This is a genomic window from Streptomyces sp. NPDC002958, assembly GCF_055563255.1.
In genome coordinates this window covers 24,173-49,056 of record NZ_JBVHDS010000017.1, presented here as the reverse complement: position 1 = coordinate 49,056, position 24,884 = coordinate 24,173, and the positions used below count along the sequence as shown (strand labels likewise).

The window sequence follows — 24,884 nt, the reverse complement described above, 5'->3', positions numbered from 1 at the left end:
GGATCCTGCGCGCTCCACACATATGGCGGTGGCTCATGCGGGAAGGGCGTGGGCCTGTCCGGCCGGGCTCGTGGACTCCGGCGGTGAGCCGCGCCCGGAGATCTCCTGCCAGCCGACCGTGCGGTCGCACCAGCGTTCCAGCAGCACCCGGTCGTGGCCGACGGCCAGCAACCCGGCCCCGGATTCGCTGCGGTAGGCCTCGACCACCGCGACCAGTGCGGCTGTCGTCGACGCGTCGAGCATCGCGGTCATCTCGTCGCAGATCAGCCAGCGCGGCCGCAGGACCAGCGCCCTTGCCAGGCAGGCGCGCTGCAACTGGCCGTCGCTCACCGCATGCGGACGCCGTTCGAGCAGCTCGTCCGTGAGCCCGACAGCCGGTGCCAGTTCAGCCACCCGGTCCGTCACCTCCGAGCGCCGGCCGGTCGCCCGCAGCGGCTGGGCGATGAGTTCGCGCAGGCTGAGCCGGGGGTCGGCCGAGAGCCGGGGCTGTTGGAAGACGACGCCGACTGCGGTGCGCTGTGCCCGCGGGGCGCGGTGCCGCCAGCCCCGTACCGGTCGGCCGTCCAGTGCGACTGTGCCCGCGTCGGGACGGTGCAGCAGGGCGGCGACCTTGGCCAGGGTGGATTTGCCGCAGCCGCTCGGGCCGAGCAGTCCGACGGACTCCCCCGGCTCGACCGTCAGCGACGCATCGCGGACGACGGGATCGCGGGGGTCGTACCCGGCGGTGATACGGGTGAGTTCAAGCATGGGCGGACTCCTCCGCACCTGCCCGCTCACCGTGGTGGCAGGCGAGATGGTCGTCGAACACGGGGGGTACGGAGCACCGGTCGTCGGCGCGGCCGCAGCGGGCCGCGAACGCGCAACCGTCGGGGAGCGCTCCGAGCTCCGGCGGCATTCCGGGGATGGGGGCGAAGGCGCGCTCCGGCAGGGCGTCGAGGAGGCCGCGGGCGTACGGGTGGCGTGGTCCCTGCTCCCCGAAGAACCGGTCACCGTCGGCGAGTTCGACGATGCGGCCCGCATACATCACGGCGACCCGGTCGGCGATCCGTTCGGCCGCCGCCAGATCGTGGGTGATGATCAGCAGCGCCCTGCCCTCGTCGGTGTGGCGGCGCAATTCGTCGACGGTCCGCTCAACCAGGTCGCGGTCGAGTCCGGTGGTCGGCTCGTCGGCGAGGAGCAGGGGTGCGTCGCCGATCAGGGCGAGCGCGATGGCGGCGCGCTGGGCGAGGCCGCCGGAGAGTTCATGCGGATACCGGTCCAGATGGCCGGTCGGGAACGCGGCGCGCGCGGCGGCCTGCTCCGCCTTGCCACGCAGCGCGAGCTTTCGGGTGCCGGTCAGTTCGCGGAGGGTTTCCTCCAGTTGGGCGCGCACCGTGCGGACGGGGGTGAGGTGGGCCGCGGGGCTCTGTGGTACGAGTCCGATGCGGCGGCCCCGTACGGTGCGGGCGAGGGTCCGTTCATCGGCAGTGAGGAGATCGGTGTCGGTGGCGCCGTGGAGCACTGCCGAACCCGTGGTCTGCGCGTTGCCGGGCAACAGCCCGAGCAGCGCCGAGGCGAGTACGGACTTTCCGCAGCCGCTCTCGCCGACCAGAGCCAGGCACTCCCCCGCCGCGAGGTCGAAGTGGGCATCGCTGACAGCCGCGATGTGCTGCCCACCGCGCATCCGGAAGCGGACGGAGAGTCCACGGACGGAGAGGACCGGGGGCTTCGGGTCCGAGGTCAGCGCGTCCGGGGCCTGGGGGACCGGAGTCTGCGCGTCCGAGGTCAGCGCGTCCGGAGCCTGCGCGTCCGGGGTCTGCGGGACCGGGATGGTTTTCACAGCATCAGCTCCGATCGGCGGCGCGGGTTGATCCGTTCCCGCCAGGCGCCGGCGAGGCCCGCCAGAGCGAGGGTCGGAATGATCAGGAACAGGCCGGGGAAGAGCGTCGGCCACCAGTCCCCGGCGAGCAGCGAACCGCGCGCCGTCTGCACAAGGTTGCCGAGGCTCGCCTGATGGGTGGGGAGTCCGAGTCCCAGGAACGAGAGCGCGGACTCGTGCCACATGGCGTGCGGCACCATGAGCACCGCGGCGAGGCCCGCCTGCGGAAGCACTGCGGGCAGCAGATGCCGGACGATGACCCGTCCGCGCGAGGCGCCGCCGGAGATCGCTGCGTCGATGTACGGGCGCGAGCGCAGCGAAAGCACTTCGGAGCGGACGATCCGGGCTGTCGAGAGCCAGTGGGTGAGGGCGACGGACACGATCACCGGTCCGACCCCGGGCCGGAACATGGCGACGATGAAGATGCCGAGCAGCAGATGCGGTACGGACGAGAAGGTGTCCACGATCCGCATGACGATCCGGTCGGTCCAGCCCCCGAACGCGGCGGCGAGCGCACCGACCGCGGTCCCGATGACGGTGGCCGTGAGCCCCGCGACGATACCGACGAGCAACGAGACACGGAGCCCGTAGACGCAGCGCAGCAGCAGGTCCCGGCCGACATCGTCGGTGCCGAACGGGTGTTCCCAGGAAGGAGGTTGAAGCTTGGCCGAGAGGTCGACGGCCTGCTGGTCGAGCTGGACCAGCGGCGGTACGAGGACAACCGCGAGCAGCACCGCGGTGACGATCCCGGCAGAGCTGACCACGCGGATGCGGCGGGTGGTGCGACGCTTGGGTCCGAGGACGAGTTCAGCCATCGAAGCCCACTCTCGGGTCGGCGATCGCGTAGAGCAGATCGGAGAGGAGATTGCCGAGGACGACAGCCACGGTGGCAAGCACCGTGAGCGCCGCGAGCAGCGGGAAGTCGACGGAGATTGCGGCCTGCACGGTGGCGGCGGCGATGCCGGGCCAGCTGAAGACCGTCTCGACGAGCAGGGCGCCGGTGATGAGTTCGGGGACGCGGGAGCCGATGAGGGTGAGCATCGGCAGCATCCCGGAGCGCAGTGCGTGGCCGAGCAGCACGGTGCGTTCGCGCAGTCCGCGGGCACGGGCGCCGCGCACCGGGTCCTCGTCGAGTGCGTCGGCGACGCCCTGGCGTACGTAGAGGAAGAACCACGGCAGTTGGGAGATCCCGAGCACGGCCGCGGGGAGCACCAGATGGGTGGCGACCTGGCCGAAGGTGACCGTGTCGCTGGCCGCGTCGGTGAGGCCGCCGGCCGGGAGCACATCGAGTTTCACGGCGAAGAGCCAGATGGCGAGCAGTCCGATCCAGAAGGCGGGGGCGGCTTCGAGTGTGTACGCGGCGGAGCTGACGCACCGGTCGAGCAGGCCACCGGACCGGCGCGCGGCCAGCACACCGAGGCCCGTACCCAGGACGACGGCGACGAGGAAGGCGGTCGCGGCGAGCAGGACGGACCAGCCCAGGCGTTCGCCGATGACATCGGCGACCGGCTGGCGCATGACGCTGGAGTCGCCGAGGTCGCCGCTCAGCGCGGAGGTCAGCCAGTTCCACCAGCGGGTCACAAGGGGCTGGTCGACGCCGAGATTGGCCCGCAGTTGATCGAGGTTCTCCTGCGAGGCGGTGAGACCGGCGGTGCCCGCGTATGCCTTGACCGGGTCGAAGGGGGAGGCGGCGGCGACGGCGAAGACGCCGAACGTCACGGCGACCAGGACGGGGACGGCGAGCAGTGCCCGGCGTCCGGCCATCCTGCCCATCGCCCCCCAGGGGAGACGGTGGTTCACTTCTTCGGCGTCCAGTCCTCGACGTTCCACCACGGGCCGGATGCCAGGCCGTGATCGTGCGGTTCGACCTGCGTGGTGAGCGCCCCGAAACGGTCCTTCACAACGTAGAGGTGGTCGATGTGGGTGAGGAAGGTGTAGCCGGGGTTCTTCACCAGTTCACGCTGGACGGTGTCGTAGGCGGCCTTGCGTTCGGCCTTGTCACCGCTCCTGCGGCCCGCTTCGAGGGCCTGGTCCACGGCCTTGTTGTCGTACCACGCCATGTTGTTGAAGCCGTCGCCCGCGAGCGAGGACTGCAGCAGGGTGTACTGGTCGAAGTCCGGGTCGGCGGGCGATCCGCCGCCCGCGAGGACCGCGTCCTGCTTCATCCGGGGCTCGATGACCTCCCAGGTCCCGGCCTCGGTGGTGATGTCGATGCCGGCCTTCTTGGCATCGGAGGCGTAGGCGAGTGCGTGCTCCTGGCGTAGCTTGTCGCCCGTGAGGTACCAGAGCGGGAACTCGGCGCGTACACCGTCCTTAACGCGGATGCCGTCCTTGCCGGGCTTCCACCCGGCGTCGTCGAGGATCTTCTTCGCCGCGTCGAGGTCGTGGGTGCGTTCGGTGCCCTTGGTGAACCACTCGCTGTCGGTGGGGACGGGGCCGTAGGCGGGCCTGCCCTCGCCGTTGAGGATGGAGTCGACCATGGCCTGCCGGTCGACGGCGACATCGAGGGCGCGCCGGATCGCGGTGTCGCCCGTGACCTTGTTGTGTGTGGGCAGGGTCACGGTGCGGTAGTCGTACGTCGTGGCGGCGTACGTCCGCGTGCCGCTGTCGCGGGCGAAGCCCTCGGCAAGGTTGGGCGGCAGGATCGCGCCGTCGAGTTCGCCGGAGCGCAGCCGGGTGGCGCGTACGTCGTCGTCCTTGATGATCGCCATGGTGAACTTCTTCACCTTCGGCGCGCCGCCCCAGTAGTCGGGGTTGGCCGTGAAGCTCAGCTTCTCGCCCTTGGACCACTTGGTGAGGAGGTACGGTCCGGTGCCGATGGGATGGGTGGTGAAGTCGCCGGTGTTGACGTCCTGCTTTCCCGCGACGTGTTCGGGGGCAATGGGCAGAACCGTGCGCTGGGCGAAGGGCGCGTAGGGGTACTTGAGCGTGAAGACGACGGTGTCGTCGCCGGTCGCCTCGACGCTCTTCACCGCGTCGAGTTCGGTGCGGGAGGCGTTGTTGGTCTTCTCGTCCAGGATGGTGCGGTAGGTGAAGACGACGTCCTTGGCGCCGAACGGCTTCCCGTCGCTGAACTTCACACCGCGGCGGAGCTTGTACGTGTACGTCAGTCCGTCGTCGCTCACCTCGGGCAGGGCGGCGGCGAGCGCGGGCTGCAGCTCCATGTTTTCGTCGAGGGCGAGCAGCCCGTCGAAGATCTTGGAGTTGCCGTCCTTGCCGTAGCCCAGGAGCGGGCTGAGGCTGTCGGGCTCGTAGGCGATACCGACCACCGCCGAGTCCTTCGCACCCGAACCGGAGCTGCTGCCGTTCGAGCCACCCGGTTGTGAGCAGGCTGCCGCGGTCAACGACAGCAAGGTCGCCAGTGTCGCTGCGACCGCTCCCCGTATCGATCGGGCCGTCATAACGCCGCACATCCCTTATCGAAGATCAACTGTTCTTGCGAAGCACTCGCAATTAAACAGCAGGTAAAGGGATGCTCGGTACCCCGCCGGACGGGGAAATAGTGGAGCGGAGGTACCTGAAACACGCGCCTCCGCCCCCAAGTCCCGCTGAGCTGCGGGCTGTTCCCTCTGTCCGGCTACGGCGCGGGCAGTTCCACGAGTTCGGCGATGGCCTCGCGATGGTGTCCGGCCGTGCCGTACGCGATCGAGTCGGCCTTGGCGCGCTTGAGGTAGAGGTGCGCCGGGTGCTCCCACGTCATGCCGATGCCGCCGTGCAGCTGAATGCACTCCTCCGCCGCGTGCACCGCGACCTTCGAGCAGTAAGCCTGCGCGACGGCCACCGCCAGCGCCGTGTCGGGGCCGGCGGTCGCGAGGGTGTCCGCGGCGTTCCGCGCGGCGGCGCGAGCCGACACGACCTCCAGCCAGAGCTGCGCCATCCGGTGCTTGAGGGACTGGAACGAGCCGACGGGCCGGTTGAACTGGTGCCGTTCGCGGGTGTGGCGGACCGTCTCGGTCAGGCACCACTCGGCGAGTCCGAGCTGTTCGGAAGCAAGCAGTCCGGCGCCCGCCAGCAACCCTCGCCGCACGGCGGAGACCGCGGACGCACCGTCGGCCAGGCGGGTCCCGGCGGCTTGGGCGAGGGTGACGGTGGCGAGCGGGCGGGTCAGGTCGAGCGAAACGAGCGGCTCGACGGTGACGCCTTCGGCGCCGGCCTCCACCGCGTACAGACCGTCGGTCGTGGGCACCAGCAGCACATCGGCTGCGGCCGCGTCGGCGACGCCGGTCACCATTCCCGCCACCGCGTCGGCCACCACGCCGGCCGGCTGCGCGGCGTCGGGCGCCGGGGCGGAGAACGGCACGGCCAGGACCGCGATCTTGCGGCCGGCGGCGAGGTCGCCGAGGAGTCCGGCGACCGGTCCGTCCTGCGCGCCCAGTGCGAGGAGCGTCTCGGTGGCGACGACCGCGCTGGTCAGATAGGGCACGGGAGCGACGCTGCGGCCCAGCTCCTCCAGCACCACCGCCGCCTCGCGATGGCCGGCGCCCTGCCCGCCCAGCGCCTCCGGCACCAGCAGCCCGGCGGTGCCGATGTCGGCGGCGAGGGCCTTCCAGAGCTGCGGGTCGTACGGCGTGTCGGACTCGATGCGGGCGAGCACCGTCGGCGCGTCGCACCGGTCGGCGAACAGCGAGCGCACTGCTGCCCGCAGATCGTCCTCGGCCTCCGAGTACAGCAGATCGGGTGCCTGGGTCTCTTCGGTCGGTGCGGTCATCGGGCCAGGTCCTTCCAGGCGACGTCCTTGTCGTTGCGCGGCTCGACAGGCAGGCCGAGGACGCGCTCGGCGATGATGTTGAGCAGTACCTCGCTGGTGCCGCCCTCGATGGAGTTGCCCTTGGAGCGGAGATAGCGGTAGCCGGCGTCACGTCCGGTGAAGTCGACGATCTCCGGGCGGCGCATGGTCCAGTCGCTGTACAGCAGGCCCTCCTCGCCGAGGAGTTCGACTTCCAGGCCGCTGATCTCCTGGTTGAGCCGGGCGAAGGCGAGCTTCATGCCGGAGCCTTCGGGTCCGGGCTGTCCGGCGACGAGCTGCTGGCGCAGCCGGGTGCCGGCGAGCCTGGCCACCTCGGCCTCGACCCAGAGGGTCAACAGGCGCTGATGGAGGTCGTGGGTGCGCAGTTCAGGCCGCTCGCGCCAGGTGCGGGCGACCGGGCCGATCATGCCGCCCTCGCGCGGGACAGGTGCCCCGCCGATGGAGACCCGCTCATTCATCAAAGTGGCCTGGGCGACTTTCCAGCCCTCGCCAACCGGGCCGAGGCGCCTGCTGTCCGGAATGCGTACGCCGGTCAGGAAGACCTCGTTGAACTCGGCCTCGCCGGTGATCTGGCGCAGCGGCCGTACCTCGACGCCGGGGTCGGTCATGTCGCAGATGAAGTAGCTGATACCGCGGTGCTTGGGACGGTCCGGGTCGGTGCGGGCGATGAGGATCCCCCAGCGGGCCAGATGGGCACTGGACGTCCAGACCTTCTGCCCGTCGACCACCCAGTCCTCGCCGTCGCGGACAGCGCGCGTGCCGAGCGCGGCGAGGTCGGAGCCGGCGCCCGGTTCGCTGAACAGCTGGCACCAGACCTCCTCGCCGACCCACAGCGGCCGCAGGAAGCGCTGCTTCTGCTCGTCGGTGCCGTAGCCGAGGATGGTGGGGGCGGCCATGCCGAGGCCGATGCCGATCCGGCGCGGGTCGTTGTCGGGGGCACCTGCGGCGGCGAGTTCGGCGTCGACGACGGGCTGCAGGGAGCGCGGTGCGTCGAGGCCGCCGAGGCCGGCCGGGTAGTGCACCCAGGCGAGTCCGGCGTCGAAGCGGGCCTTGAGGAAGTCGGTGCGGTCGGTGGTGGCCGGGGGGTGTGCGGCCAGCAGGTCCTGGGTACGGCGGCGGAGTTCGGCCGCGTCGGGGGCCGTCATCGGGCGGCTCCTGTCGGGAGGACGACGATCCGGCCGGTGCTGGTGCCGTCAGCGACCCGCTGGACGGCGGCCGCGGCCCCGTCCAGCGCGACACGCTCGCTGATCAGCGGCTTGATGACGCCCTGCGCGGCCAGTGAGGTGAGCTCCTCGTGGCAGGCGCGGACCGCGGCCGGGTCCTTGGTGTTGTACAGGCCCCAGTGGAGTCCGACGATCGAGTAGTTCTTGACGAGGGCGTGGTTCAGCGCCGGGGTGGGGACGACGCCGCTCGCGAAGCCGACGACGACGACACGGCCCTCGAAGGCGATGCACTTCACGGACTTGGCGTACGCGTCGCCGCCGACCGGGTCGTACACCACGTCGGCACCGCGTCCGCCGGTGGCTTCCTTGACCATGGCGACAATGTCCTCGCTGCGGCGGTCGATGACCACGTCGCAGCCGAGCTCGCCGGCGATCTTCGCCTTCTCCGGGCCTCCGACGACACCGATGACGGTGGCTCCGGCGGCCTTGCCGAGCTGGACGGCCGCGCTGCCCACACCACCGGACGCGGCATGGACGAGGAGCGTCTCGCCCGCCTGGAGGTGCGCCCTGCGGCGCAGACCGAACCAGCCGGTCTGGTAGCCGATGTGCAGGGCGGCGGCCTCGGCGTCGTCCAGGGCGTCCGGGGCCGGCAGGAGGGCCGACTCGTCCGCGACGACGTACTCAGCGAATCCGCCGTTCGGCAGGGCGGGGGTGGCCAGCACCCTCCGTCCGTCCGCCGTCCTGCCACAGATCTCCACACCGGGTGTGAACGGCAGCGGCGGTCGCACCTGGTACTGCCCGCGGCACAGCAGCGCGTCAGGGAAGTTGATGCCCGCCGCGAGCACCTCGATGAGCACCTGCCCGTCGCCGGGCGTGGGCCGGTCGGTCTCTTCGAACCGCATCACCTCGCTCGGCTCGCCGTTCCGGTGCACTCGCCATGCCTGCATGAGGGGCCTCCACAACACTGTCGGCATTGCCACTGCTCCGGCGCACACTAAGCGGTCGCTTGCCCCTCTGGGAACAACCTGCCGGTGCCGGTTTCGGCCGGAGGCGGACATGGGTGCGCCCGGTCCGGCCCGAAGCGCTTCGGGCCGGACCGGGCGTGGGAGGGGTCCACAGGGCCGACCGGAAATGATCGACGGCGCGCCCCGGCCGCGATCCGCCCGGACAGGCCTCAGTCCACCACCACATCGGCGATCTGCCGCGCCGCCGACCCCGCGCGCCATACGAGGCGTACCGCGACAGCCGTGCGGCCCGCGGTCACCGAGCAAAGCCGGGCGGCGTCACCGGACATCGAGTGCACTCAGAAGCGGCACCTATGCATGCATGGCGGAGAACATGCACACCCCTGGTCCGCCCGTGGGGCGCGCACACTCCCCGCCGTACGTACGATGAACGTGTGGTGCTGGTGACGGGTGGCGGCTCGGGGACGGGAAAGGCGGGCGCGGCGCCATTGTCGAACCCCAGGCCCTTGGCCCCCGGACTCAGCGGGTGAAGAGTTCGAAGGTGACGGCAGGACGACCGCCGAAGCGATCGGCCGCCGCCCGAGCGTTGCCGGTCAGGAAGTTGCGGCAGTACGCCTCGGGGTCCGCCTCCGTCAGCGCTTCGATGTACGTGCGGTGGGCCAGGAGCGACTTCACGGAGCGTTCCAGTCCGGGCGTCGCGTCGACGGCATGGGTGGGCGTGACCGACCCCGCGACCGCGACCCAACGCACCCCATTCCACGGCTCGAGCCCCTCCTCGACCAGCTCCGGAAAGATCCAGCGGTTGCCCGCGTCGGCCGCGGCGTCCAGGGTGGCACGGCCGACCGCCCGGTGATCGGGGGTGTTCCAGGCGACGCCACCCCAGGTGTCACGGTGGTTGAGCGTGACAATCAGCTCGGGGCGGTGCCTACGGATGGCTGCGGCGATGTCGCGGCGTAGTTGTATGCCGTACTCGATCACCCCGTCGCGGTGATCCAGGAACTCCACAGTGGAGACTCCGACGATCGCGGCGCTCGCCCGCTGTTCCTGCTCGCGCAGCGGTGCGCACTTTTCCGGTGCGAGGGTGTCGATGCCCGCCTCACCCCGGGTGGCGAGGAGATAGGAGACTTCGCGCCCGCCGTCGGTCCAGCCCGCGATCGCCGCCGCGCAGCCGTACTCCAGATCATCGGGGTGCGCGACCACGGCGAGGGCCCGCCGCCAATCCGTGGGCATGGGTATCAGCTGCTCCGCCATGTCGGCAGGCTAGCCGCCCTCGATCGAATCCGCCCCCCGCATGCGCACCCCTCCTCGTCGGCGCTGCCTGCGCCTCACCTCACCCAAAATACCCCCGTGGGTATCAATGTTAATCTGAATCAGAGATACCCCCCGGGGTAAACCGTACGGAAGGAGTCGTGTCGTGTTCTTCGTCGACACCATGGAGACAGCGGGCCTCGGCAACCGCAGTTATCTGGCGGGTGGGCAGGGGGCCGCCGTGGTCGTGGATCCGCCGCGTGACATCGACCGGGTCATCACCGCGGCCGCCCGGCGCGGTGTGCGGATAGCCCTGGTGGTGGAGACACATCTGCACAACGACTACGTGACCGGCGGTCTGGAGCTGGCACGCGTCACCGGGGCGCGGTATCTGGTTCCCGCCGCCGCGGAGGTCTCCTTCACCCGGGTTCCGGTGGCCGACGGTGACACCACCGCGGTCGACGACGGCCTCACGCTGCGGGCGCTGGCCACTCCCGGGCACACCCCGCACCACACGTCGTATGTGCTGGAGGAGGACGGCCGCTCCGTCGCCGCGTTCACCGGTGGCTCCTTGCTGATCGGCAGTGTGGGCCGGCCCGATCTGGTGGAGCCGCGACTCACCGCCGATCTGGCGCGCGCCCAGCACGCCTCCGCGCACCGGCTCGCCGAGGAGCTCGAAGACGGCGTTCCTGTTCTGCCGACACATGGCTTCGGCAGCTTCTGTTCCTCCGCACAGGCCGAGGGGACGGCCACGACGATCGGCGATGAGCGCAAGCGCAATGACGCGTTGGTCAAGGACGTGGACACCTTTGTCACTGACCTGCTCGCCGGTCTGGACGACGTTCCCGCGTACTACGCGCACATGGGACCGGCCAATGCGGCGGGCCCCGATCCGCTCGATCTGACCCCACCCGACCCCGCTGACGCCAAGGAGATCTCCCGGCGGCTGGCCGCGGGTGAGTGGGTCGTGGATCTGCGCAGCAGGGTTGCGTTCGCCCAGGGGCATGTCGCCGGATCGTTCAACTTCGAGGGCGAGGGACAACTCGCTACATATCTGGCGTGGCTGATTCCGTGGGGGAAGCCGGTCACCCTGCTGGCGAGCACGGCCACCGATGTCGCGCATGCGCAGCGGGAGCTGTCCCGCGTCGGCATGGGCCGGCCGGTGGCCGCGGCCACCGGCGGTCCCGGGGACTGGGTGCAAGGACCGGCGGCGCTGAGGTCGTTTCGCAGGTCCGACTTCGCGGGCCTGGCGGCTGCCCTGGCGCGCGGCGAGAACCTGGTGGTTCTCGATGTGCGCAGAAACGCCGAGCACGGTGGCGGTGCGATCAGCGGGGCGGTGCACATTCCCGTGCACGAGCTGCCCCGGCGGCTGGACGAGGTGCCGCCGGGCGTTGTCTGGGTGCACTGCACCGGCGGGATGCGGGCGGCGATCGCCGCGTCGCTGCTGGATGCGGCGGGCCGTGATGTGGTGGCTGTCGACGACGGTTTCGGCTCTGCGGTGCCGGCCGGTCTGACTCTGACCGTTCACACGGCCGACCGCTCCGCGGCATGACCGCCCGTCATCTGCACCCCGCCCCCGAGGAGTGTTCCGGTGTGGGCGGCGGATTTCTCGCGGTGCCCGCTCTGGTCACCCTGCCGGCCATCCCGATGACCGCGGCGGTCGGTACCAGCCTGCTGGTCATCACGGTGAACTCCACGGCCGCCCTGGTCACCCGCCTCGCCACGCCCACCGTGCTGGAGTGGGCGGTGATCGCCCCGTTCACGGCGACGGCGGTGCTCGGGGCCTGGGACGGGCAGCGGCCGGCCACGAAGGTGCCCACGGCCGCGCCGCAACGGATCTTCGGTGCGGTCCTGCTGGCCGTGGCCCTGTTCATGCTCATCGACGCCGTGGCGTGAGCCACGGCGTCGCCCTCCGACTCCTGGCTCAGGCCAGCGAGAGAAAGAGCTTCTCCAATCGCGCCCGCATCTGGTCGCGGTCCGCGGGCTCACTGCTGCCGTCGGCCATGCAGTGCTGCAGGCCCGTGGCGATGATCGCGAAACCGGCCCGGTCGAGCGCCCGGGAAACGGCCGCCATCTGCGTGATGACGTCCTCGCAGTCCCGGCCCTCCTCGATCATCCTGATGATCCCGGTCAGCTGGCCCTGTGCGCGGCGAAGGCGGTTGAGGACCGACTTCAGTTCGTCGGCCGCCATGTCGAGTTCCACACATCCTCCTCCTGATACCCCGAGGGGTATTCTAGCCTGAATGGGGAAGGAGGGATCGATTCCCTCCCCAGCCCCGGTGAACGAAAGGAAACACTGCTCGTGACCAGCCCCGTCTCCCTCTCTCCCGCTAAGGCCGCGGCCCGTCTCGCGGAGTTCACCGTCATCGATGTGCGGGCCCCGGGCGAGTACGTATCCGGGCACGTTCCCGGTGCGCTGAACATCCCCCTGGACCGCCTCCCCGAGGCCGTGCCCGCTCTGAAGTCCGCCGCGGCCCGCGGCCCGTTGCTCATAGTGTGCGCCTCCGGCGTCCGCTCCACCCGGGCCTGCGACATTCTCGCAGCGGCCGACATCGACGCCGTGACGCTGTCCGGCGGCACTTCGGCCTGGGAGGGCGAGGGCCGCGATCTCGACCGTCCCGCCGGGGCCCGCGCGACCTGGCCGATGGAGCGTCAGGTCCGGCTCGCCGCCGGTTCGCTCGTGGTGGCCGGCCTGCTCGCCGGGTTGCGCTTCCCGGCCGCGCGCTGGCTCTCCGCGGGCATCGGCTCCGGGCTCGTCTTCTCCGCCGTGACCAACACGTGCGGCATGGCGGCGGCCCTGTCGAAGCTTCCGTACAACCGCGTCCCGCGCTCGGCCGCGCACCTGGACGAGACGCTGGACACCCTCCAGAGCTGAGACGCCCCGTCACGGGAGGAGCCGGTCACGCGGGGTGCGTGACCGGCTCCTCCCGTGACCGCAATGGATCACCTGTCGTCCCGGATCAGATCCCGCCCCGGATCAGATCTCGTCCCGCACCAGGGCCAGCAGCCGGTCCAGTACGCGCGGTCCGCCCGCGCGCAGCCCATCGTGCTCGTACTCGTCGGTCACCCAGGTACGCAGCCCGCGGATCGACTCCGCCGTGCGCAGCGCGTGCCCGGTGTCGACATACATGTCGTCGTGATAAACGGCGGCGGCGACCGGCACCTCGTTGGCGGCCAGGCGCCCGGTGTCGTACAGCGTCGCCCAGTCGGTGCGGGAGGCCAGTAGTTCGGCGGTCTCCCGCAGCGGGCGCAGCGCCGGGTCCACCTCGAAGTGCCAGGGGTGGATGCTCTCACCGGTGAAGAGGACCGGGCCGTCGCCCTTGAGCGCCGCGGCCGCGTCGAACTGAGGGAATTCGGCACGGACCCGCTCGGCAGCCCAGCCGGTGGCCTGCTCGCCCTGCCCGTAGATCGCCTCGTGCATCAGCGCGTACAGCGGATGCCCGGCGAACGAGTTGGCCGTCCGCATGGCTTCCTGGAAGGTGTCGGAGAGCTCGATGCCGAGCGGCGTACGGACGAAGGCGTTCTCCAGCAGGTAGTGCAGCTGGTGGCTGCCGTTGCCGCCGCCGAGCATGATGCCGAGGGACTGGAACCCTTCGGGCGTCAGACGGTGTCCCGCGCTTTGGGGGCGGTGCTCGGCAAGGTGGGCGGTGATCTCCCGGGCACGCTCGACATCCTGCGGGTAGCGGGCGTAGTGGGCGGCGACCTTGCGCTCGATCCGCGAGTAGGCGGCCCGGTAGACGTCGTCGGCGTGTGCGTCGAGGGAGGGCAGTCCGCCGGTGATGAGGACGGCCTCAAGCCCTTCGGGGGCGGCCGACAGATAGCGGACGGCGCAGAAGCCGCCGAAGGACTGGCCGAGGACCGTCCACGGTTCGCCGCCGGTCAGCCGGGGCCGGATCAGCTCGCAGTCGCGCACGATGTTGTCGGAGCGGAAGTGGGCAAGGTAGTCGGCCTGCTCGCGCGGGCCACCGCGCAGCGGCAGGGTCTGCCGGTTGGCCGGGGTGGAGAGGCCGGTGCCGCGCTGGTCGAGGAGCAGCACCCGGAACTCCTGCACGGCCCGTCCCAGCCATGCCTCCGTGCCGATGAATCGCCGGGCGCCGAAGCCTGGGCCGCCCTCCAGATAGACGAGCCAGGGCAGCTCTTCGTCGGCCCTGCCGCTCGCCACGGCCTCCCTGCCGAAGACCGCGATCTGCTCACCGCCCGGATCGGTGTGGTCCAGCGGGACCGTGAAATAGCGGTCGGTGAAAACGATGCCGGGGTGCCGGTAGCTGCTCACAAGGTGCTCCTGAATCAGATGTGCCACGGATAGTTCAGCACACGGCCGTGACACGGACAGTCGCGGCCCGTGTGCGGCACGCCCGGGGGCCTCCTACCGTGCAGGCATGATCCGGTTCGAGCAGGTCAGCAAGGTCTATCCGGACGGTACGAGCGCGGTCGACGGACTCTCCTTCGAGGTCGCCGAGGGAGAACTGGTCACCCTCGTCGGACCGTCCGGCTGCGGCAAGACGACCACGATGATGATGGTCAACCGGCTGATCGAGCCGTCGTCGGGCCGCATCCTGGTCGACGGCGAGGACATCTCCGGCGTCGACCCGGTGCGACTGCGCCGCCGGATCGGCTATGTCATCCAGCAGGTCGGTCTCTTCCCACACCGCACGGTCCTCGACAACACCGCGACCGTTCCCGCGCTGGTCGGCTGGAAGCGGGCAAGGGCCCGGGGGCGGGCGGCCGAGCTGCTGGATCTGGTGGGCCTCGACCCCAAGACGTACGGCTCCCGCTACCCCGCCCAGCTCTCCGGGGGCCAGCGCCAACGGGTGGGCGTGGCGAGGGCGTTGGCCGCCGATCCGCCGGTACTGCTGATGGACGAACCGTTCGGCGCGGTCGACCCGGTCGTGCGGGAGCGGCTGCAGAACGAATTCCTGAGCCTTCAGGCGACGGTCAGGAAGACGGTCCTGATGGTCACCCATGACATCGAGGAAGCGGTCCGGATGGGAGACCGGATCGCGGTCTACGGAGAAGGGCGCATCGAGCAGTTCGGCAGTCCGGGCGCCGTGCTCGGCTCACCCGCGACTCCGTACGTGGCGCGGTTCGTCGGCGCCGACCGGGGCCTGAAGCGCCTTTCGGTCACCACGATCGAACCCGACGATCTGGAGGAGCCGCCGGTCGCCCGGCTGGACGAGCCGGTCAGGGCGACGGCGGCGCGGCTGAGCGGTGCGAGTGCCCGCTGGGCGGTGGTGCTGAACGGCGAGGGCGACCTGCACGGCTGGGTGTCGGCGGATGCGCTGCGGATCGCCGGGGACCACGGAACGGTCGGTGAACTGGCCCGCCGGATGGATGCCTGGGTGCCGGTCGGCGCGCCGCTGAAGCAGGCTTTCAGCGAGATGCTCCAGCACGACGCCGGGTGGGTCGCGGTGCTGGACGGGTCACGGTTCCTCGGCGTGCTGACCCCGGCCACACTCCATGAGGCGCTGCGCCGCTCGGTGGACGCGGACGCGCAGGGGGTGGGACGGAACGAGGTGCAGTTCGACTCGGTGGCGAACGCGTAGGGCGCGCGCGGTGCACGCACGCCCCCACAGCCGGTCGGGGTCCGTCCCTACTTCCCGCGCCGGTAGCTGCTGCCGTCCTTGGGCCGGACCAGCAGACCGGCTACGACCAGGTAGCGGCGCAGCGCCGAGCAGTCTTCGTGCACCGTGAGCAGCGCGTCGTTGACCTCGCGCTCGGTGTAGGCCCGGTCCCGCTCGAAGAGCGTCTCGGTGAGGTGCACCAGCAACTGCTCGCGGCGGGCCGTCTTACGGGGGATCGCCGTCAGGCGGCCGTGCGAGAAGAGCGCCGCGACCTGGTGCGAACCGCTTGAATCGTGGTCAGACATGAGAGGGAGCGTCGCAGGCTCCCGGCCTGCGGGCAACATGTTTTCACCGCGCCCGCAGGCCGGATGCCGCCTGCACCGCTCAGACGAACTGCACCGTTGTCCGCAGGGCGCCCTCGTCCGCGCGCCGCCCGCACCCGTACGGTGTGATCAACCATCCCCACGGGTGATCACCCACCCCTGCGAAGAAGGCGGTTTCGCATGTCCCTGTTCGATCTGCCCCTCGACGAACTGCGCGACTATCGCAGCGGTTCGGTGGAGCCGGAGGACTTCGACGCGTTCTGGTCGAAGACTCTCGACGAGGCCGGGTCCCACGACCTCGACGCCCGGTTCGAGCTGCGTACGGGCACGGGGCTGACGACCGTCGACGTGTACGACGTGACGTTCGCGGGCTTCGGCGGGCACCCGGTCAAGGGTTGGTTCGTGCTCCCGGCGGGCACCACCGAACCGCTGCCGGTGGTCGTGGAGTTCATCGGTTATGGCGGCGGGCGGGGCCTGGCCCACACCCATCTGCTCTGGGCGTCGGCCGGTTTCGCCCACTTCGTGATGGACACCCGGGGCCAGGGCAGCGGCTGGCTCGTCGGCGACACCGCAGATCCGGTGGGCAGCGCGCCCTCGTACCCCGGTTTCATGACCCGTGGCATCGAGGACCCGCACGCGTTCTACTACCGGCGTGTGTTCACCGATGCGGTGCGTGCGGTGGAGGCGGCGCGCTCGCATCCGCTGACCGATGCGACGCGCACCGCGGCCGTCGGTGTGAGTCAGGGCGGCGGCATCACGCTCGCCGTCGGCGGTCTGATACCCGACCTCGCGGCGATCGCGCCGGACGTCCCGTTCCTGTGCGACTTCCCCCGCGCGCTCACCGTCACCGACCGCAACCCGTACCGCGAGGTGGGCAACTACCTCAAGACGCACCGGGGCCGGGCCGAGCGAGCGAGGGCCACTCTGTCGTACTTCGACGGGGTGCACTTCGCCGCACGCGGGCGGGCACCGGCGCTGTTCTCGACGGCCCTGGAGGACATGACCTGCCCGCCCTCGACCGTCTTCGCCGCCTTCAACGCATACGCCCACCAGGACAAGGCCATCGAGGTGTACGACTTCAACGATCACGAGGGCGGTGGGCCGTTCCAGGAGGCCGCGCAACTGGGCTGGCTGCCCGCGAAGCTGACGGGCTGACCGCAAATCTCACCTGCTGGGGCCTGTCGGCGGATCAGGGCCGGACGGGCCTAGTTGCGCGGCATGAGGTTCTTGGACTCCAGGTAGTTGCGTGCCACGTCCTCGGGCAGCCGCCGCCAGCTGTCGACCTGCTCGTTGAGCCGGGCCAGGTCGGCTGTCGTCAGTAGGGTGTTGAGCCTGCCCAGCGCCTTGCGTACGCCTTCACTGCCCGCCCGGGACCGGTTGACGACGGGGACGAGGTAGTCGGCGTTCTGCAGGTGCTTGTCGTCGGCGAGCAGGACGAGGCCGAAGTCGTCGAGGGTGGCGTCGGTCGTGGTGGTCAGGACCATCTGGTCCTGACCGCGCTGCACAGCCCGTTTGGCCTGGGTGGTGCCGACACCCTTGGGGTCCACGGCCGTAATGCGGATTCCGTACGTCTTCTTCAGTCCGGGTGCGCAGTAGGGGCGCTGTACGCATTCGTCTCCGGCGGCCAGACGTACGGGCAGCCCGGATCTGCCCAGGTCGCCGAGTGTCCTGAGATGGTGCCTCGCCGCGTACGGGGCGGCGACCGCGAAGGCGTTCTGGTCGACGGCGCGCCCGGGGTCGAGGACGGTGAGGCCACGGGGTGCGGCCAGGGCGCGCAGGGCCTTCATGGTGGCGGCGAGGTCGGGCGAGCCCACGGGGGTCGCGTCGGCGCCGTTCTTCTTGGCGTTCAGCCAGTCGGCGAAGGTGGCGGCGTACTCCGGTACGACGTCGATCTGGCCGCTCTCCAGCGCCGGTTCGTAGATCTCACGGTTGGTGACGGAGATGATCTTCGTGGAGTAGCCGGCCCTCTTCAGCAGCAGCGCGTACATCTGGGCGAGCAGATCGCTCTCGGTGAAGCCCGCGGAGCCGATGGTGAGGTGATTGCTGTCGCCCGGCGGCGCGGTGACCTCGCCCCGGTTCTCCAGGGAGGGCCCGGTGGCGCAGGCGGTCGTCGGCAGCAGGAGCACGAGGAGCGCGGGCAGCGTGCTTCGCGGCCTCATCCGGATTCCTCGCCGCGGACCCAGTCGGGGGCGAGCCGTTGCGCCAGCTCGAAGAGCCCTTCGACGACGAGGGCGAAGAGGGCGACGAGGACCGCCCCGGCGACCACCTGGGGGGTGGAGGCGAGATTGAAGCCCGTGGTGATGATGCGGCCGAGTCCCCCGCCGCCCGCCAGCGCCGCGAGGGTGGCGGTGGCGACGAGCTGGACGGCGGCGATCCGTACGCCGGTGAGGATCAGCGGCAGGGCGAGCGGCACCTCCACGCCCAGCATGAGTTGTCCGCCCGTCATGCCCATGCCCTTGGCCGCCCGTACGACATCGCGGTCGACCTCGCGCATGCCCACGTAGGCGTTGGTGAGAAGCGGCGGTACGGCGAAGAGCACGAGGGCGATGATGGTCGGCCACTCGCCGTGCCCGCCGATCGGGGTGAGCAGCAGCAGTACGAGTACGGCGAAGGTAGGGACGGCCCGACCGATGTTGGAGATGTTGACGGCGAGCGCGCCGCCCCTGCCGAGATGGCCGAGGACCACGGCGATGGGCAGCGCGATCAGACAGCTGATCAGCAGGCAGACGACGGTGAGGAACAGATGCTGGCCGAGACGGTCCCAGACACCACCGTCGCCGGACCAGTGCGACGGGGTCGTGAGCCAGGACCATGCGTCGGCGAGCGTGTTCACGACTGCCTCCGGGCCCACGGGGTCAGGAGTCGTTGCGCGAGCAGGAGCAGGAGGTCGGCGGCGACGGCAATCACGACGCAGAGGACGGACGCGGTGAGCACCTGGGCCTTGAAGTACGTGTTCATGCCGGAGTAGATGAGGTTGCCGAGTCCGCCGTAGCCGACGATCGCACCGACCGTGACCAGGGAGACCGCGGAGACGGTCGCGATACGCAGTCCGGCCATGGCCGCGGGCAGAGCCAGGGGAAGCTCCACGGCGACGAGCAGACGCACGGGACCGTACCCCATGCCGCGTGCGGCCTGCCTGGTCTCCGCGGGCACGGCGCGCAGTCCGGCGAGAATGTTCCTTACGAGGAGGGTGAGCGAGTACAGGACGAGTCCGGCGACGACGAGCGAGGCGGAGAGTCCGTACACCGGCAGCAGCAGCGAGAACATGGCGAGCGACGGCACGGTGTAGAGGATCGTCGTCACGCCGAGGACCGGGCCGGCCGCCCAGCGCCGGTGGCGCGCCGCGAGGGCGAGCGGAACGGCGAGGACCAGTCCGAGGAGTACGGAGACCGCGGTGAGCTGCAGATGCTGGACGACCGCGTCCCAGAGAATCTCGCGACGGCTGGTCAGGTAGGCACCGCAGAGCCACTCATTGCGCGCGAGGCAGTCGTCGGGAGGCGCGGTCACCCGTCCATTGGAGCGCGGGAGGGCAGGCGGGCGCGCGTCCTGATCGACTGTCCGGGGGGACCGTGTGGGGGCGTGCGCGTGTGACACGGACGGTCGGGCAGGTGGCGGCACCGCCGAACCGTGCGGCACTGCGGCCTATTCGGATGCTGCTGGCGCGGCGTGCGGTCGGCCTGGTCACCACCGGAGCGCCGAGCGCATCCGCCGGACGACCAGGAACCGGACTTGCTGCGTATGGGGGGCACCCGCGCGCCTACCGCCCGGTACCGTCGCACGTGACGGTAGACCGGGGTGCACGCCACTTCCCCGTATGCATACCGAGGAGACCCCGCATGTCGTCGCCCGGCCGCACCGATGGCACCTACCGCTTCGACGATCTGCGCGCGCTCTACCTCAACTGCACACTCAAGCGCTCCCCGGAGACCAGCAACACGCAGGGGCTGATCGACCACAGCCGCGCGATCATGGAGGAGCACGGCGTCACCACCGAGGTGGTCCGGGCCGTCGACCACGACATCGCGACCGGCGTCTGGCCGGACATGAGGGAGCACGGCTGGCAGAGGGACGCCTGGCCGGAGCTGTACGAGAAGGTGATGGCCGCCGACATCCTGGTGCTGTGCGGGCCGATCTGGCTGGGGGACAACAGCTCGGTGATGAAACGGGTCGTCGAGCGCCTCTACGCCTGTTCCAGCATCCTCAACGACAAGGGCCAGTACGCGTATTACGGCCGGGTGGGCGGCTGTCTGATCACCGGGAACGAGGACGGGGTCAAGCACTGCGCGATGAACCTGCTCTACAGCCTCCAGCACCTCGGCTACACGATCCCTCCGCAGGCCGATGCGGGCTGGATCGGAGAGGCGGGGCCTGGCCCGTCGTATCTGGACCCGGGGTCGGGCGGTCCGGACAACGACTTCACCAACCGCAACACCTCCTTCATGGCCTGGAACCTGATGCATCTCGCCACGATGCTGAGGCGTGCGAACGGCATCCCCGCCCACGGCAACCAGCGCTCCGAGTGGGATGCGGGCTGCCGCTCGGACTATCCCAACCCGGAGCACCGCTGACCGCACCCCCGCTGACGAGGCCACGTCCGGGGGAGGCACGGCGGGCGTGCGGCCCACGCCTCCCCGGGCGGTCGTCAGTGCTGTTCGGCTGCCTGCTCCAGAACGAAGACCGGAATCTGCCGGTCGGTCTTGAGCTGGTAGTCGGCGTAGTCGGGGAACGCCTCGACCGCGCGCTGCCACCACACCGACTTCTCCTCGCCGGTGACCTCACGGGCGTTCATGTCCTGTCGGACCGGGCCGTCCTGCAGCTCCACACGGGGGTCGGCCACGATGTTGTGGTACCAGACGGGGTGCTTGGGCGCGCCACCCTGCGAGGCGACCACGGCGTAAGTGCCGTTGTGCTCGACCCTCATCAGCGGGGTCTTGCGGATCTTGCCGCTCTTGGCCCCACGAGAGGTCAGGATGATGACCGGCAGGCCCCGCATCGTGGTCCCCTCCGTCCCACCGGAGCTCTCGAACAGCTCGACCTGATCGCGGACCCACTGCGCGGGGCTCGGCTCGTACTCACCCTTGAGAGGCATGGCATCTGTCCCATCGTCGACATTCGGTTACGCAGACACGCGGACATGCGGGCGTAGGTGCGTCCCGCTGCTCCGAGAACTCTTTCATCATTCCGCCAGCCGGGGCCGGGCGTATCCGCGTGTCATGGCGACAGCCGGACCGGGTTCAGATGTGGGGCGGGCTCAGGCGCAGTTGCAGCATCGGTTCGAATCCGACCTCTGGATCGTCGAGATCGATTCCGGCCACTACGGTCAGCCGCTCGATCCGGTAGGGGATCAGGTGGATCACCGCAAACGCGGCCGTGACCAGCGCCGCCAGTCGGCACAGTGAAGCGCACGGCCATGACACCGGCGTCCGCCCGCGTGGCCGAGGAAGTTGCCGCTACAGCGGTGGCTCGGTGAAGAGTTCCAGCAGCCAGCGGGCGCTCTCCGCTTCGCCCGTCGTGCCCACGCCGGCGGATGCACCGGGGAAGAGACGCCCCCAGGAGCAGGCTCTGCCGATCGCCCCGAGCCGCCACGCCAGACTCAGCGCACGCCGCAGTTGCGGCTTCGTGCGACCGTCCCCCTCCCACGGTTCCAGGTAGGCGTCCCGCAGCCGGGGCAGCGCCTCGGGCCCGAACCGCTCGCGCGCCGCACGGGCGGGGACCAGAAAGCTGCAGAAGGGATGGGCAACGGCCGCGTCGCCCCAGTCGAAGAACGTGAAACGGCCCGGTTCGGGTGCGAAGAGCTGCCCGTCGTGCAGGTCGGAGTGGTCGAGCGTGTCGGCGATGCCCGCGCCCGCAAGTTCCTCGCACCACTGCGCGAGGCGGGGCCGCAGCGCGCGCAACGCCTTGAGGTCGGTGGGTTCCAGTGCGGTGTTCCCGTCGACGACCCAGTCGAAGGTCCCGGGCAGCGCGGCCGTGTGCGCGCTGGGGACACCGAGCAGCTCGATCCTCTCGGCGTACGGAAGAAGTGCGCGTTGCATTGCGGCATATTGGCGCAGCGGCTCCTCCCAGGCACGCGGGTCGACCGGGCCGCGAGGCGAGTCGAGTACGTCCCTGAAGAGCGCGCCGCCGTCCGGAAGCAGCGACCAGCCGCGCCCGGCGTCGACGGCGAGCGGCTGCAATACGTACTCGGGTACCCAGCGGGCCAAGGCCTCGGTGAGCCCCGCCTCGAAGGCGCTGGCGGGCGGGTTGGCCTTGAACCACACGGCGTCGCGTCCCTCGACGGACATCCGTACCAGCACGGACCACGGCCGGAGCCTCACCTTCCGCTGCCCGGTCACGCGGAGCCCCTGAGCGGCGAGCCCGCACTCCGCCCATCCGAGGGCCTCCTCCCGCCAGGTCTCTTGTTCCCAGGGCGTCACCGCATTCGGGTACCGCCCCCGGTCCACGATGTCCGACGCTTCACGTTGCATCGCGCCATCCCATCACCGTGCCCTGCTCGTTGCACCTGGTTTGTTCACGGCGCGTGCGACGACGACCATGTTGTCGCTACCGGCTGTCAGCGGCCCGCGCGACCAGTACGGACCTGCGTGCCACCGCCGCGCTGATCGATCAGGATTCGAGAAGCGCGGGTCACCGGGCCGCTCTTAGCATGATCGCCATGGACATCACCATTCACACGAGTTTCCTCCCACATGACGACCCGGACGCGTCCGTGGCTTTCTACCGCGACGCCCTCGGCTTCGAGGTCCGCAGCGATGTCGGGCAGGGCAAGATGCGCTGGATCACGGTCGGCCCGGTCGGCCAGCCGGGCACATCCATCCTCCTGGCGCCGCCGGCCGCCGACCCCGGGGTCACCGAGGACGAGCGCCGCACCATCGTCGAGATGATGGCCAAGGGCACCTACGGCTGGATCCTGCTGGCCACCCGGGACCTCGACGGCACCTTCGAGAAGGTGCAGGCCGGCGACGCCGAGGTCGTCCAGGAGCCGACCGAGCAGCCGTACGGCATCCGCGACTGCGCCTTCCGCGATCCCGCGGGCAACCTGGTCCGCATCCAGGAACTTCGCTGAGCCGTCCGGTCATCGATCCGGCCACGACGGCCGGCGCCGTGACCACCCGCGAAGAATACGGCGGTCGGCGCTTCCAGGCCACGGTCCTCGGCCACCCCCTCGGGGGCCGGACCATCGCAGAGGTGCTCGCGATGTCGGCCGCCGAGGCCGAGGCGCGCACCCGGTCTGCCCACAAGGGTGATGTCCGTATCCTCGCCGAGCCGGCCACCGGCCTCCGTCCCACCGCCGTCGAGCAGTTGCTCGGTCTTCTCGACTGTTCGGCTGCTCGACCGGCTCGTCGACTCCGGCAAGCCGGTCATTGCCATTGAGCACCTCGCCACCTGCCTCGGCAGGCAACCCAGGTGCTCGCAGACGTCGATGAACAGGAGTTCTCTCATGTGTGACCCCTCGTGGGGGCGCGCACGCACCGCGGCGCAGCGCCTGAGCGACCTCGCGCGACTGCGCCGCGTCCGTGACCGGATCGACCGGGAGTACGCGCAGCCGCTGAATGTCGAGGCGCTCGCCCGCGGCGTGAACATGTCCGCCGGGCACCTCAGCCGCCAGTTCCGGCTGGCCTACGGCGAGTCGCCGTACGCGTATCTGATGACGCGTCGCATCGAGCGCGCGACGGCGCTGCTGCGTCGTGGCGACCTCAGCGTCACCGAGGTCTGTTTCGCGGTCGGCTGCTCATCGCTGGGCACCTTCAGTACCCGTTTCACCGAGCTGGTCGGCATGCCGCCCAGCGCCTACCGGCGTCGCGCAACGGGCGCTGCGGCGGGGATGCCGCCATGTGTGGCAAAACAGGTGACAAGACCGATCAGGAATCAAGAAGCGCCGGTGCTCGAGCCTTAACCAGCACGATGGCCATGGCATTCATCGAATCCATCACCCTCGACGTGGCCGACTTCACGGCCGCCCATCGCTTCTGCACTGCCGCCTTCGGTGTGGACACGCAGATACGCCTGCGGGCCTCAGAGGCACCGACGGTCGGTGACTCCGCTCCACCGGATGCACCTCCGCCAGGAGGTGCATCACCATGCGGATCCTCACCGGTGATCAATACCTCAGGCAGGCACGTGTGGCCTATGTGAGGATCTGGCCATGAGTACATCATGGCAGCCGCCGGCCGACAGGCTTCAGACGGACCGGCCGCACTCGGCACGCGTCTGGAACTACCTCCTGGGCGGCAAGGACAACTACACCGTCGACCACCAAATGGGCGACATGATCCTCAAGGCGTTCCCGGACTTCGCCGCCATCGCCCGTCTCCAGCGGGCCTTCCTCGCCCGCGCGGTGCGCTTCCTGACCGCAGAGGCGGGCATCCGTCAATTCCTCGACATAGGCACGGGTCTGCCGACGGCCGACAACACGCACGAGGTGGCCCAGCGGGTGGCCCCGGAGTCCAGGATCGTGTACGTCGACAACGACCCCCTCGTCCTGACCCATGCCCGCGCCCTGCTCACCAGTACTCCCGAGGGCGCGTGCGCATACATCAACGCCGATGTCAGGAACGCCGACGCCATCCTCGCGGAGGCGGCCAAAACGCTGGACTTCAGCCGACCGGTCGGGCTGACCATGCTGGGGATCATGGGGCAGCTCCCCGATGAGGACGACCCGTGGGCGCTGGTCGACCGGCTGGTGGCCGCACTCCCCTCAGGAAGCTGTCTGGCCCTCAGCGACGGTACGAACACGAGCGACTCGCTGAACCAGGCCGTCGCCTCCTACAACGCGAACTCGGCCGGCTCGTACCATCTGCGCAGCCCCGAACGGATCGCCGACTTCTTCCACGGTCTTCGCGTGGTGGAGCCGGGCGTCGTCAGGACGTCGGCCTGGCGCCCCGATCCCGACCAGAGCCCGGCGGACGCCCTCCAGGGTCATGCGGTGAGCGGCGTCGGGTTCAAGGTCTGAGACGCCGGGGCCGTCCGGTGCCGAGGCCGCATGGTCGGCGACCTCGGCACCGGAGGAACGGGACGGCAC

Annotated in this window: 28 protein-coding genes and 1 pseudogene; 11 read left to right on the top strand and 18 right to left on the bottom strand. The window is 70.3% G+C overall.

Annotated elements, in window-relative coordinates:
- Nucleotides 1-33 precede the first annotated feature (33 nt).
- The 10 genes from ACZ3IC_RS24925 to ACZ3IC_RS24880 all read right to left on the bottom strand — a co-directional run bounded on the left by ACZ3IC_RS24925 (nt 34) and on the right by ACZ3IC_RS24880 (nt 9,984).
- Nucleotides 34-747 carry an ABC transporter ATP-binding protein gene (locus ACZ3IC_RS24925; protein WP_467419356.1) on the bottom strand — a complete coding sequence of 238 codons (714 nt, stop codon included), beginning with the start codon at nt 745-747 and terminating at the stop codon, nt 34-36.
- Nucleotides 740-1,768, bottom strand: a complete 1,029-nt coding sequence (locus tag ACZ3IC_RS24920; RefSeq protein WP_467419464.1) for an ABC transporter ATP-binding protein — start codon at nt 1,766-1,768, stop codon at nt 740-742. Before ACZ3IC_RS24920 ends, ACZ3IC_RS24925 begins: the two co-directional genes overlap by 8 nt.
- A gap of 47 nt (nt 1,769-1,815) precedes the next feature.
- Nucleotides 1,816-2,673 (bottom strand): ABC transporter permease, encoded by an 858-nt coding sequence (locus ACZ3IC_RS24915; protein WP_467419354.1) that lies wholly within the window; start codon nt 2,671-2,673, stop codon nt 1,816-1,818.
- Nucleotides 2,666-3,631, bottom strand: a complete 966-nt coding sequence (locus ACZ3IC_RS24910) for an ABC transporter permease (protein ID WP_467419462.1) — start codon at nt 3,629-3,631, stop codon at nt 2,666-2,668. The genes ACZ3IC_RS24915 and ACZ3IC_RS24910 overlap by 8 nt, the downstream gene beginning before the upstream one ends.
- A gap of 23 nt (nt 3,632-3,654) precedes the next feature.
- A complete protein-coding gene (locus ACZ3IC_RS24905; RefSeq protein ID WP_467419352.1) occupies nt 3,655-5,259 on the bottom strand; it encodes an ABC transporter substrate-binding protein in 1,605 nt (534 codons plus the stop codon).
- Nucleotides 5,260-5,435: 176 nt separating this feature from the next.
- Nucleotides 5,436-6,566 (bottom strand): acyl-CoA dehydrogenase family protein, encoded by a 1,131-nt coding sequence (locus ACZ3IC_RS24900; RefSeq protein ID WP_467419349.1) that lies wholly within the window; start codon nt 6,564-6,566, stop codon nt 5,436-5,438.
- Complete coding sequence (locus ACZ3IC_RS24895; RefSeq protein ID WP_467419347.1) at nt 6,563-7,750, bottom strand: acyl-CoA dehydrogenase family protein; 1,188 nt, start codon at nt 7,748-7,750, stop codon at nt 6,563-6,565. Before ACZ3IC_RS24895 ends, ACZ3IC_RS24900 begins: the two co-directional genes overlap by 4 nt.
- Nucleotides 7,747-8,715, bottom strand: coding sequence for an NADPH:quinone oxidoreductase family protein (locus ACZ3IC_RS24890; protein ID WP_467419345.1), 969 nt, complete (start codon nt 8,713-8,715; stop codon nt 7,747-7,749). The genes ACZ3IC_RS24895 and ACZ3IC_RS24890 overlap by 4 nt, the downstream gene beginning before the upstream one ends.
- Nucleotides 8,716-8,942: 227 nt before the next feature.
- Nucleotides 8,943-9,071 carry a hypothetical protein gene (locus ACZ3IC_RS24885; protein ID WP_467419343.1) on the bottom strand — a complete coding sequence of 43 codons (129 nt, stop codon included), beginning with the start codon at nt 9,069-9,071 and terminating at the stop codon, nt 8,943-8,945.
- A 181-nt stretch (nt 9,072-9,252) separates the two neighbouring features.
- Nucleotides 9,253-9,984, bottom strand: coding sequence for a PIG-L deacetylase family protein (locus tag ACZ3IC_RS24880; protein ID WP_467419341.1), 732 nt, complete (start codon nt 9,982-9,984; stop codon nt 9,253-9,255).
- A 163-nt stretch (nt 9,985-10,147) separates the two neighbouring features.
- Between ACZ3IC_RS24880 and ACZ3IC_RS24875 the strand changes: the two genes are divergently transcribed.
- Together ACZ3IC_RS24875 and ACZ3IC_RS24870 are read left to right on the top strand one after the other, a co-directional pair.
- A complete protein-coding gene (locus tag ACZ3IC_RS24875; protein ID WP_467419340.1) occupies nt 10,148-11,533 on the top strand; it encodes an MBL fold metallo-hydrolase in 1,386 nt (461 codons plus the stop codon).
- A 38-nt stretch (nt 11,534-11,571) separates the two neighbouring features.
- Nucleotides 11,572-11,877, top strand: a pseudogene (locus tag ACZ3IC_RS24870) (TSUP family transporter); the annotation flags it as partial.
- A 28-nt stretch (nt 11,878-11,905) separates the two neighbouring features.
- On the opposite strand, the gene ACZ3IC_RS24865 reads toward ACZ3IC_RS24870, so the two are convergent.
- Complete coding sequence (locus tag ACZ3IC_RS24865) at nt 11,906-12,184, bottom strand: metal-sensitive transcriptional regulator (protein WP_359080136.1); 279 nt, start codon at nt 12,182-12,184, stop codon at nt 11,906-11,908.
- A gap of 99 nt (nt 12,185-12,283) precedes the next feature.
- On the opposite strand from ACZ3IC_RS24865, the gene ACZ3IC_RS24860 reads away from it, so the two are divergent.
- Nucleotides 12,284-12,856: a rhodanese-like domain-containing protein gene (locus ACZ3IC_RS24860; RefSeq protein WP_467419336.1), complete on the top strand. Its 573-nt coding sequence runs from the start codon at nt 12,284-12,286 to the stop codon at nt 12,854-12,856.
- Between the two features lie 102 nt (nt 12,857-12,958).
- Here the strand turns inward: ACZ3IC_RS24860 and ACZ3IC_RS24855 are convergent, their stop codons facing one another.
- A complete protein-coding gene (locus tag ACZ3IC_RS24855) occupies nt 12,959-14,254 on the bottom strand; it encodes an alpha/beta fold hydrolase (RefSeq protein WP_467419333.1) in 1,296 nt (431 codons plus the stop codon).
- A 106-nt stretch (nt 14,255-14,360) separates the two neighbouring features.
- On the opposite strand from ACZ3IC_RS24855, the gene ACZ3IC_RS24850 reads away from it, so the two are divergent.
- A complete protein-coding gene (locus ACZ3IC_RS24850; protein WP_467419331.1) occupies nt 14,361-15,524 on the top strand; it encodes an ABC transporter ATP-binding protein in 1,164 nt (387 codons plus the stop codon).
- 47 nt (nt 15,525-15,571) lie between these two features.
- On the opposite strand, the gene ACZ3IC_RS24845 is transcribed toward ACZ3IC_RS24850, so the two are convergent.
- Nucleotides 15,572-15,847, bottom strand: coding sequence for a DUF2087 domain-containing protein (locus ACZ3IC_RS24845; RefSeq protein WP_467419329.1), 276 nt, complete (start codon nt 15,845-15,847; stop codon nt 15,572-15,574).
- A gap of 198 nt (nt 15,848-16,045) precedes the next feature.
- On the opposite strand from ACZ3IC_RS24845, the gene ACZ3IC_RS24840 reads away from it, so the two are divergent.
- The gene (locus ACZ3IC_RS24840; RefSeq protein WP_467419327.1) at nt 16,046-17,020 is read left to right on the top strand and encodes an acetylxylan esterase; all 975 of its coding nucleotides are present in this window, start codon (nt 16,046-16,048) and stop codon (nt 17,018-17,020) included.
- 50 nt (nt 17,021-17,070) lie between these two features.
- On the opposite strand, the gene ACZ3IC_RS24835 is transcribed toward ACZ3IC_RS24840, so the two are convergent.
- From ACZ3IC_RS24835 to ACZ3IC_RS24825, 3 genes are read right to left on the bottom strand one after another with little or no spacing between them, the layout of a single operon-like run.
- Nucleotides 17,071-18,024 (bottom strand): ABC transporter substrate-binding protein, encoded by a 954-nt coding sequence (locus ACZ3IC_RS24835; protein WP_467419325.1) that lies wholly within the window; start codon nt 18,022-18,024, stop codon nt 17,071-17,073.
- Nucleotides 18,021-18,698 carry an ABC transporter permease gene (locus ACZ3IC_RS24830; protein ID WP_467419322.1) on the bottom strand — a complete coding sequence of 226 codons (678 nt, stop codon included), beginning with the start codon at nt 18,696-18,698 and terminating at the stop codon, nt 18,021-18,023. Before ACZ3IC_RS24830 ends, ACZ3IC_RS24835 begins: the two co-directional genes overlap by 4 nt.
- Nucleotides 18,695-19,372 (bottom strand): ABC transporter permease, encoded by a 678-nt coding sequence (locus tag ACZ3IC_RS24825; protein ID WP_467419320.1) that lies wholly within the window; start codon nt 19,370-19,372, stop codon nt 18,695-18,697. Before ACZ3IC_RS24825 ends, ACZ3IC_RS24830 begins: the two co-directional genes overlap by 4 nt.
- 329 nt (nt 19,373-19,701) lie before the next feature.
- On the opposite strand from ACZ3IC_RS24825, the gene ACZ3IC_RS24820 reads away from it, so the two are divergent.
- The gene (locus ACZ3IC_RS24820; RefSeq protein ID WP_467419318.1) at nt 19,702-20,433 is read left to right on the top strand and encodes a flavodoxin family protein; all 732 of its coding nucleotides are present in this window, start codon (nt 19,702-19,704) and stop codon (nt 20,431-20,433) included.
- Nucleotides 20,434-20,507: 74 nt separating this feature from the next.
- Here the strand turns inward: ACZ3IC_RS24820 and ACZ3IC_RS24815 are convergent, their stop codons facing one another.
- Nucleotides 20,508-20,954: a nitroreductase family deazaflavin-dependent oxidoreductase gene (locus ACZ3IC_RS24815; protein WP_467419316.1), complete on the bottom strand. Its 447-nt coding sequence runs from the start codon at nt 20,952-20,954 to the stop codon at nt 20,508-20,510.
- Between the two features lie 124 nt (nt 20,955-21,078).
- Between ACZ3IC_RS24815 and ACZ3IC_RS24810 the strand changes: the two genes are divergently transcribed.
- On the top strand, nt 21,079-21,264 hold the full coding sequence (locus tag ACZ3IC_RS24810; RefSeq protein WP_467419314.1) for a hypothetical protein: 186 nt from the start codon (nt 21,079-21,081) through the stop codon (nt 21,262-21,264).
- A gap of 51 nt (nt 21,265-21,315) precedes the next feature.
- Here ACZ3IC_RS24810 and ACZ3IC_RS24805 read toward each other — a convergent pair whose 3' ends face one another.
- Nucleotides 21,316-22,329, bottom strand: a complete 1,014-nt coding sequence (locus ACZ3IC_RS24805; protein ID WP_467419312.1) for an aminoglycoside phosphotransferase family protein — start codon at nt 22,327-22,329, stop codon at nt 21,316-21,318.
- A 188-nt stretch (nt 22,330-22,517) separates the two neighbouring features.
- Between ACZ3IC_RS24805 and ACZ3IC_RS24800 the strand changes: the two genes are divergently transcribed.
- The 4 genes from ACZ3IC_RS24800 (at nt 22,518) to ACZ3IC_RS24785 (ending at nt 24,815) form a co-directional block, all read left to right on the top strand.
- Nucleotides 22,518-22,928 (top strand): VOC family protein, encoded by a 411-nt coding sequence (locus ACZ3IC_RS24800; protein ID WP_467419309.1) that lies wholly within the window; start codon nt 22,518-22,520, stop codon nt 22,926-22,928.
- A gap of 38 nt (nt 22,929-22,966) precedes the next feature.
- A complete protein-coding gene (locus ACZ3IC_RS24795; RefSeq protein WP_467419307.1) occupies nt 22,967-23,236 on the top strand; it encodes a hypothetical protein in 270 nt (89 codons plus the stop codon).
- Between the two features lie 67 nt (nt 23,237-23,303).
- Complete coding sequence (locus ACZ3IC_RS24790; RefSeq protein WP_467419304.1) at nt 23,304-23,759, top strand: helix-turn-helix transcriptional regulator; 456 nt, start codon at nt 23,304-23,306, stop codon at nt 23,757-23,759.
- A gap of 249 nt (nt 23,760-24,008) precedes the next feature.
- The gene (locus ACZ3IC_RS24785) at nt 24,009-24,815 is read left to right on the top strand and encodes an SAM-dependent methyltransferase (RefSeq protein WP_467419302.1); all 807 of its coding nucleotides are present in this window, start codon (nt 24,009-24,011) and stop codon (nt 24,813-24,815) included.
- Nucleotides 24,816-24,884 lie beyond the last annotated feature (69 nt).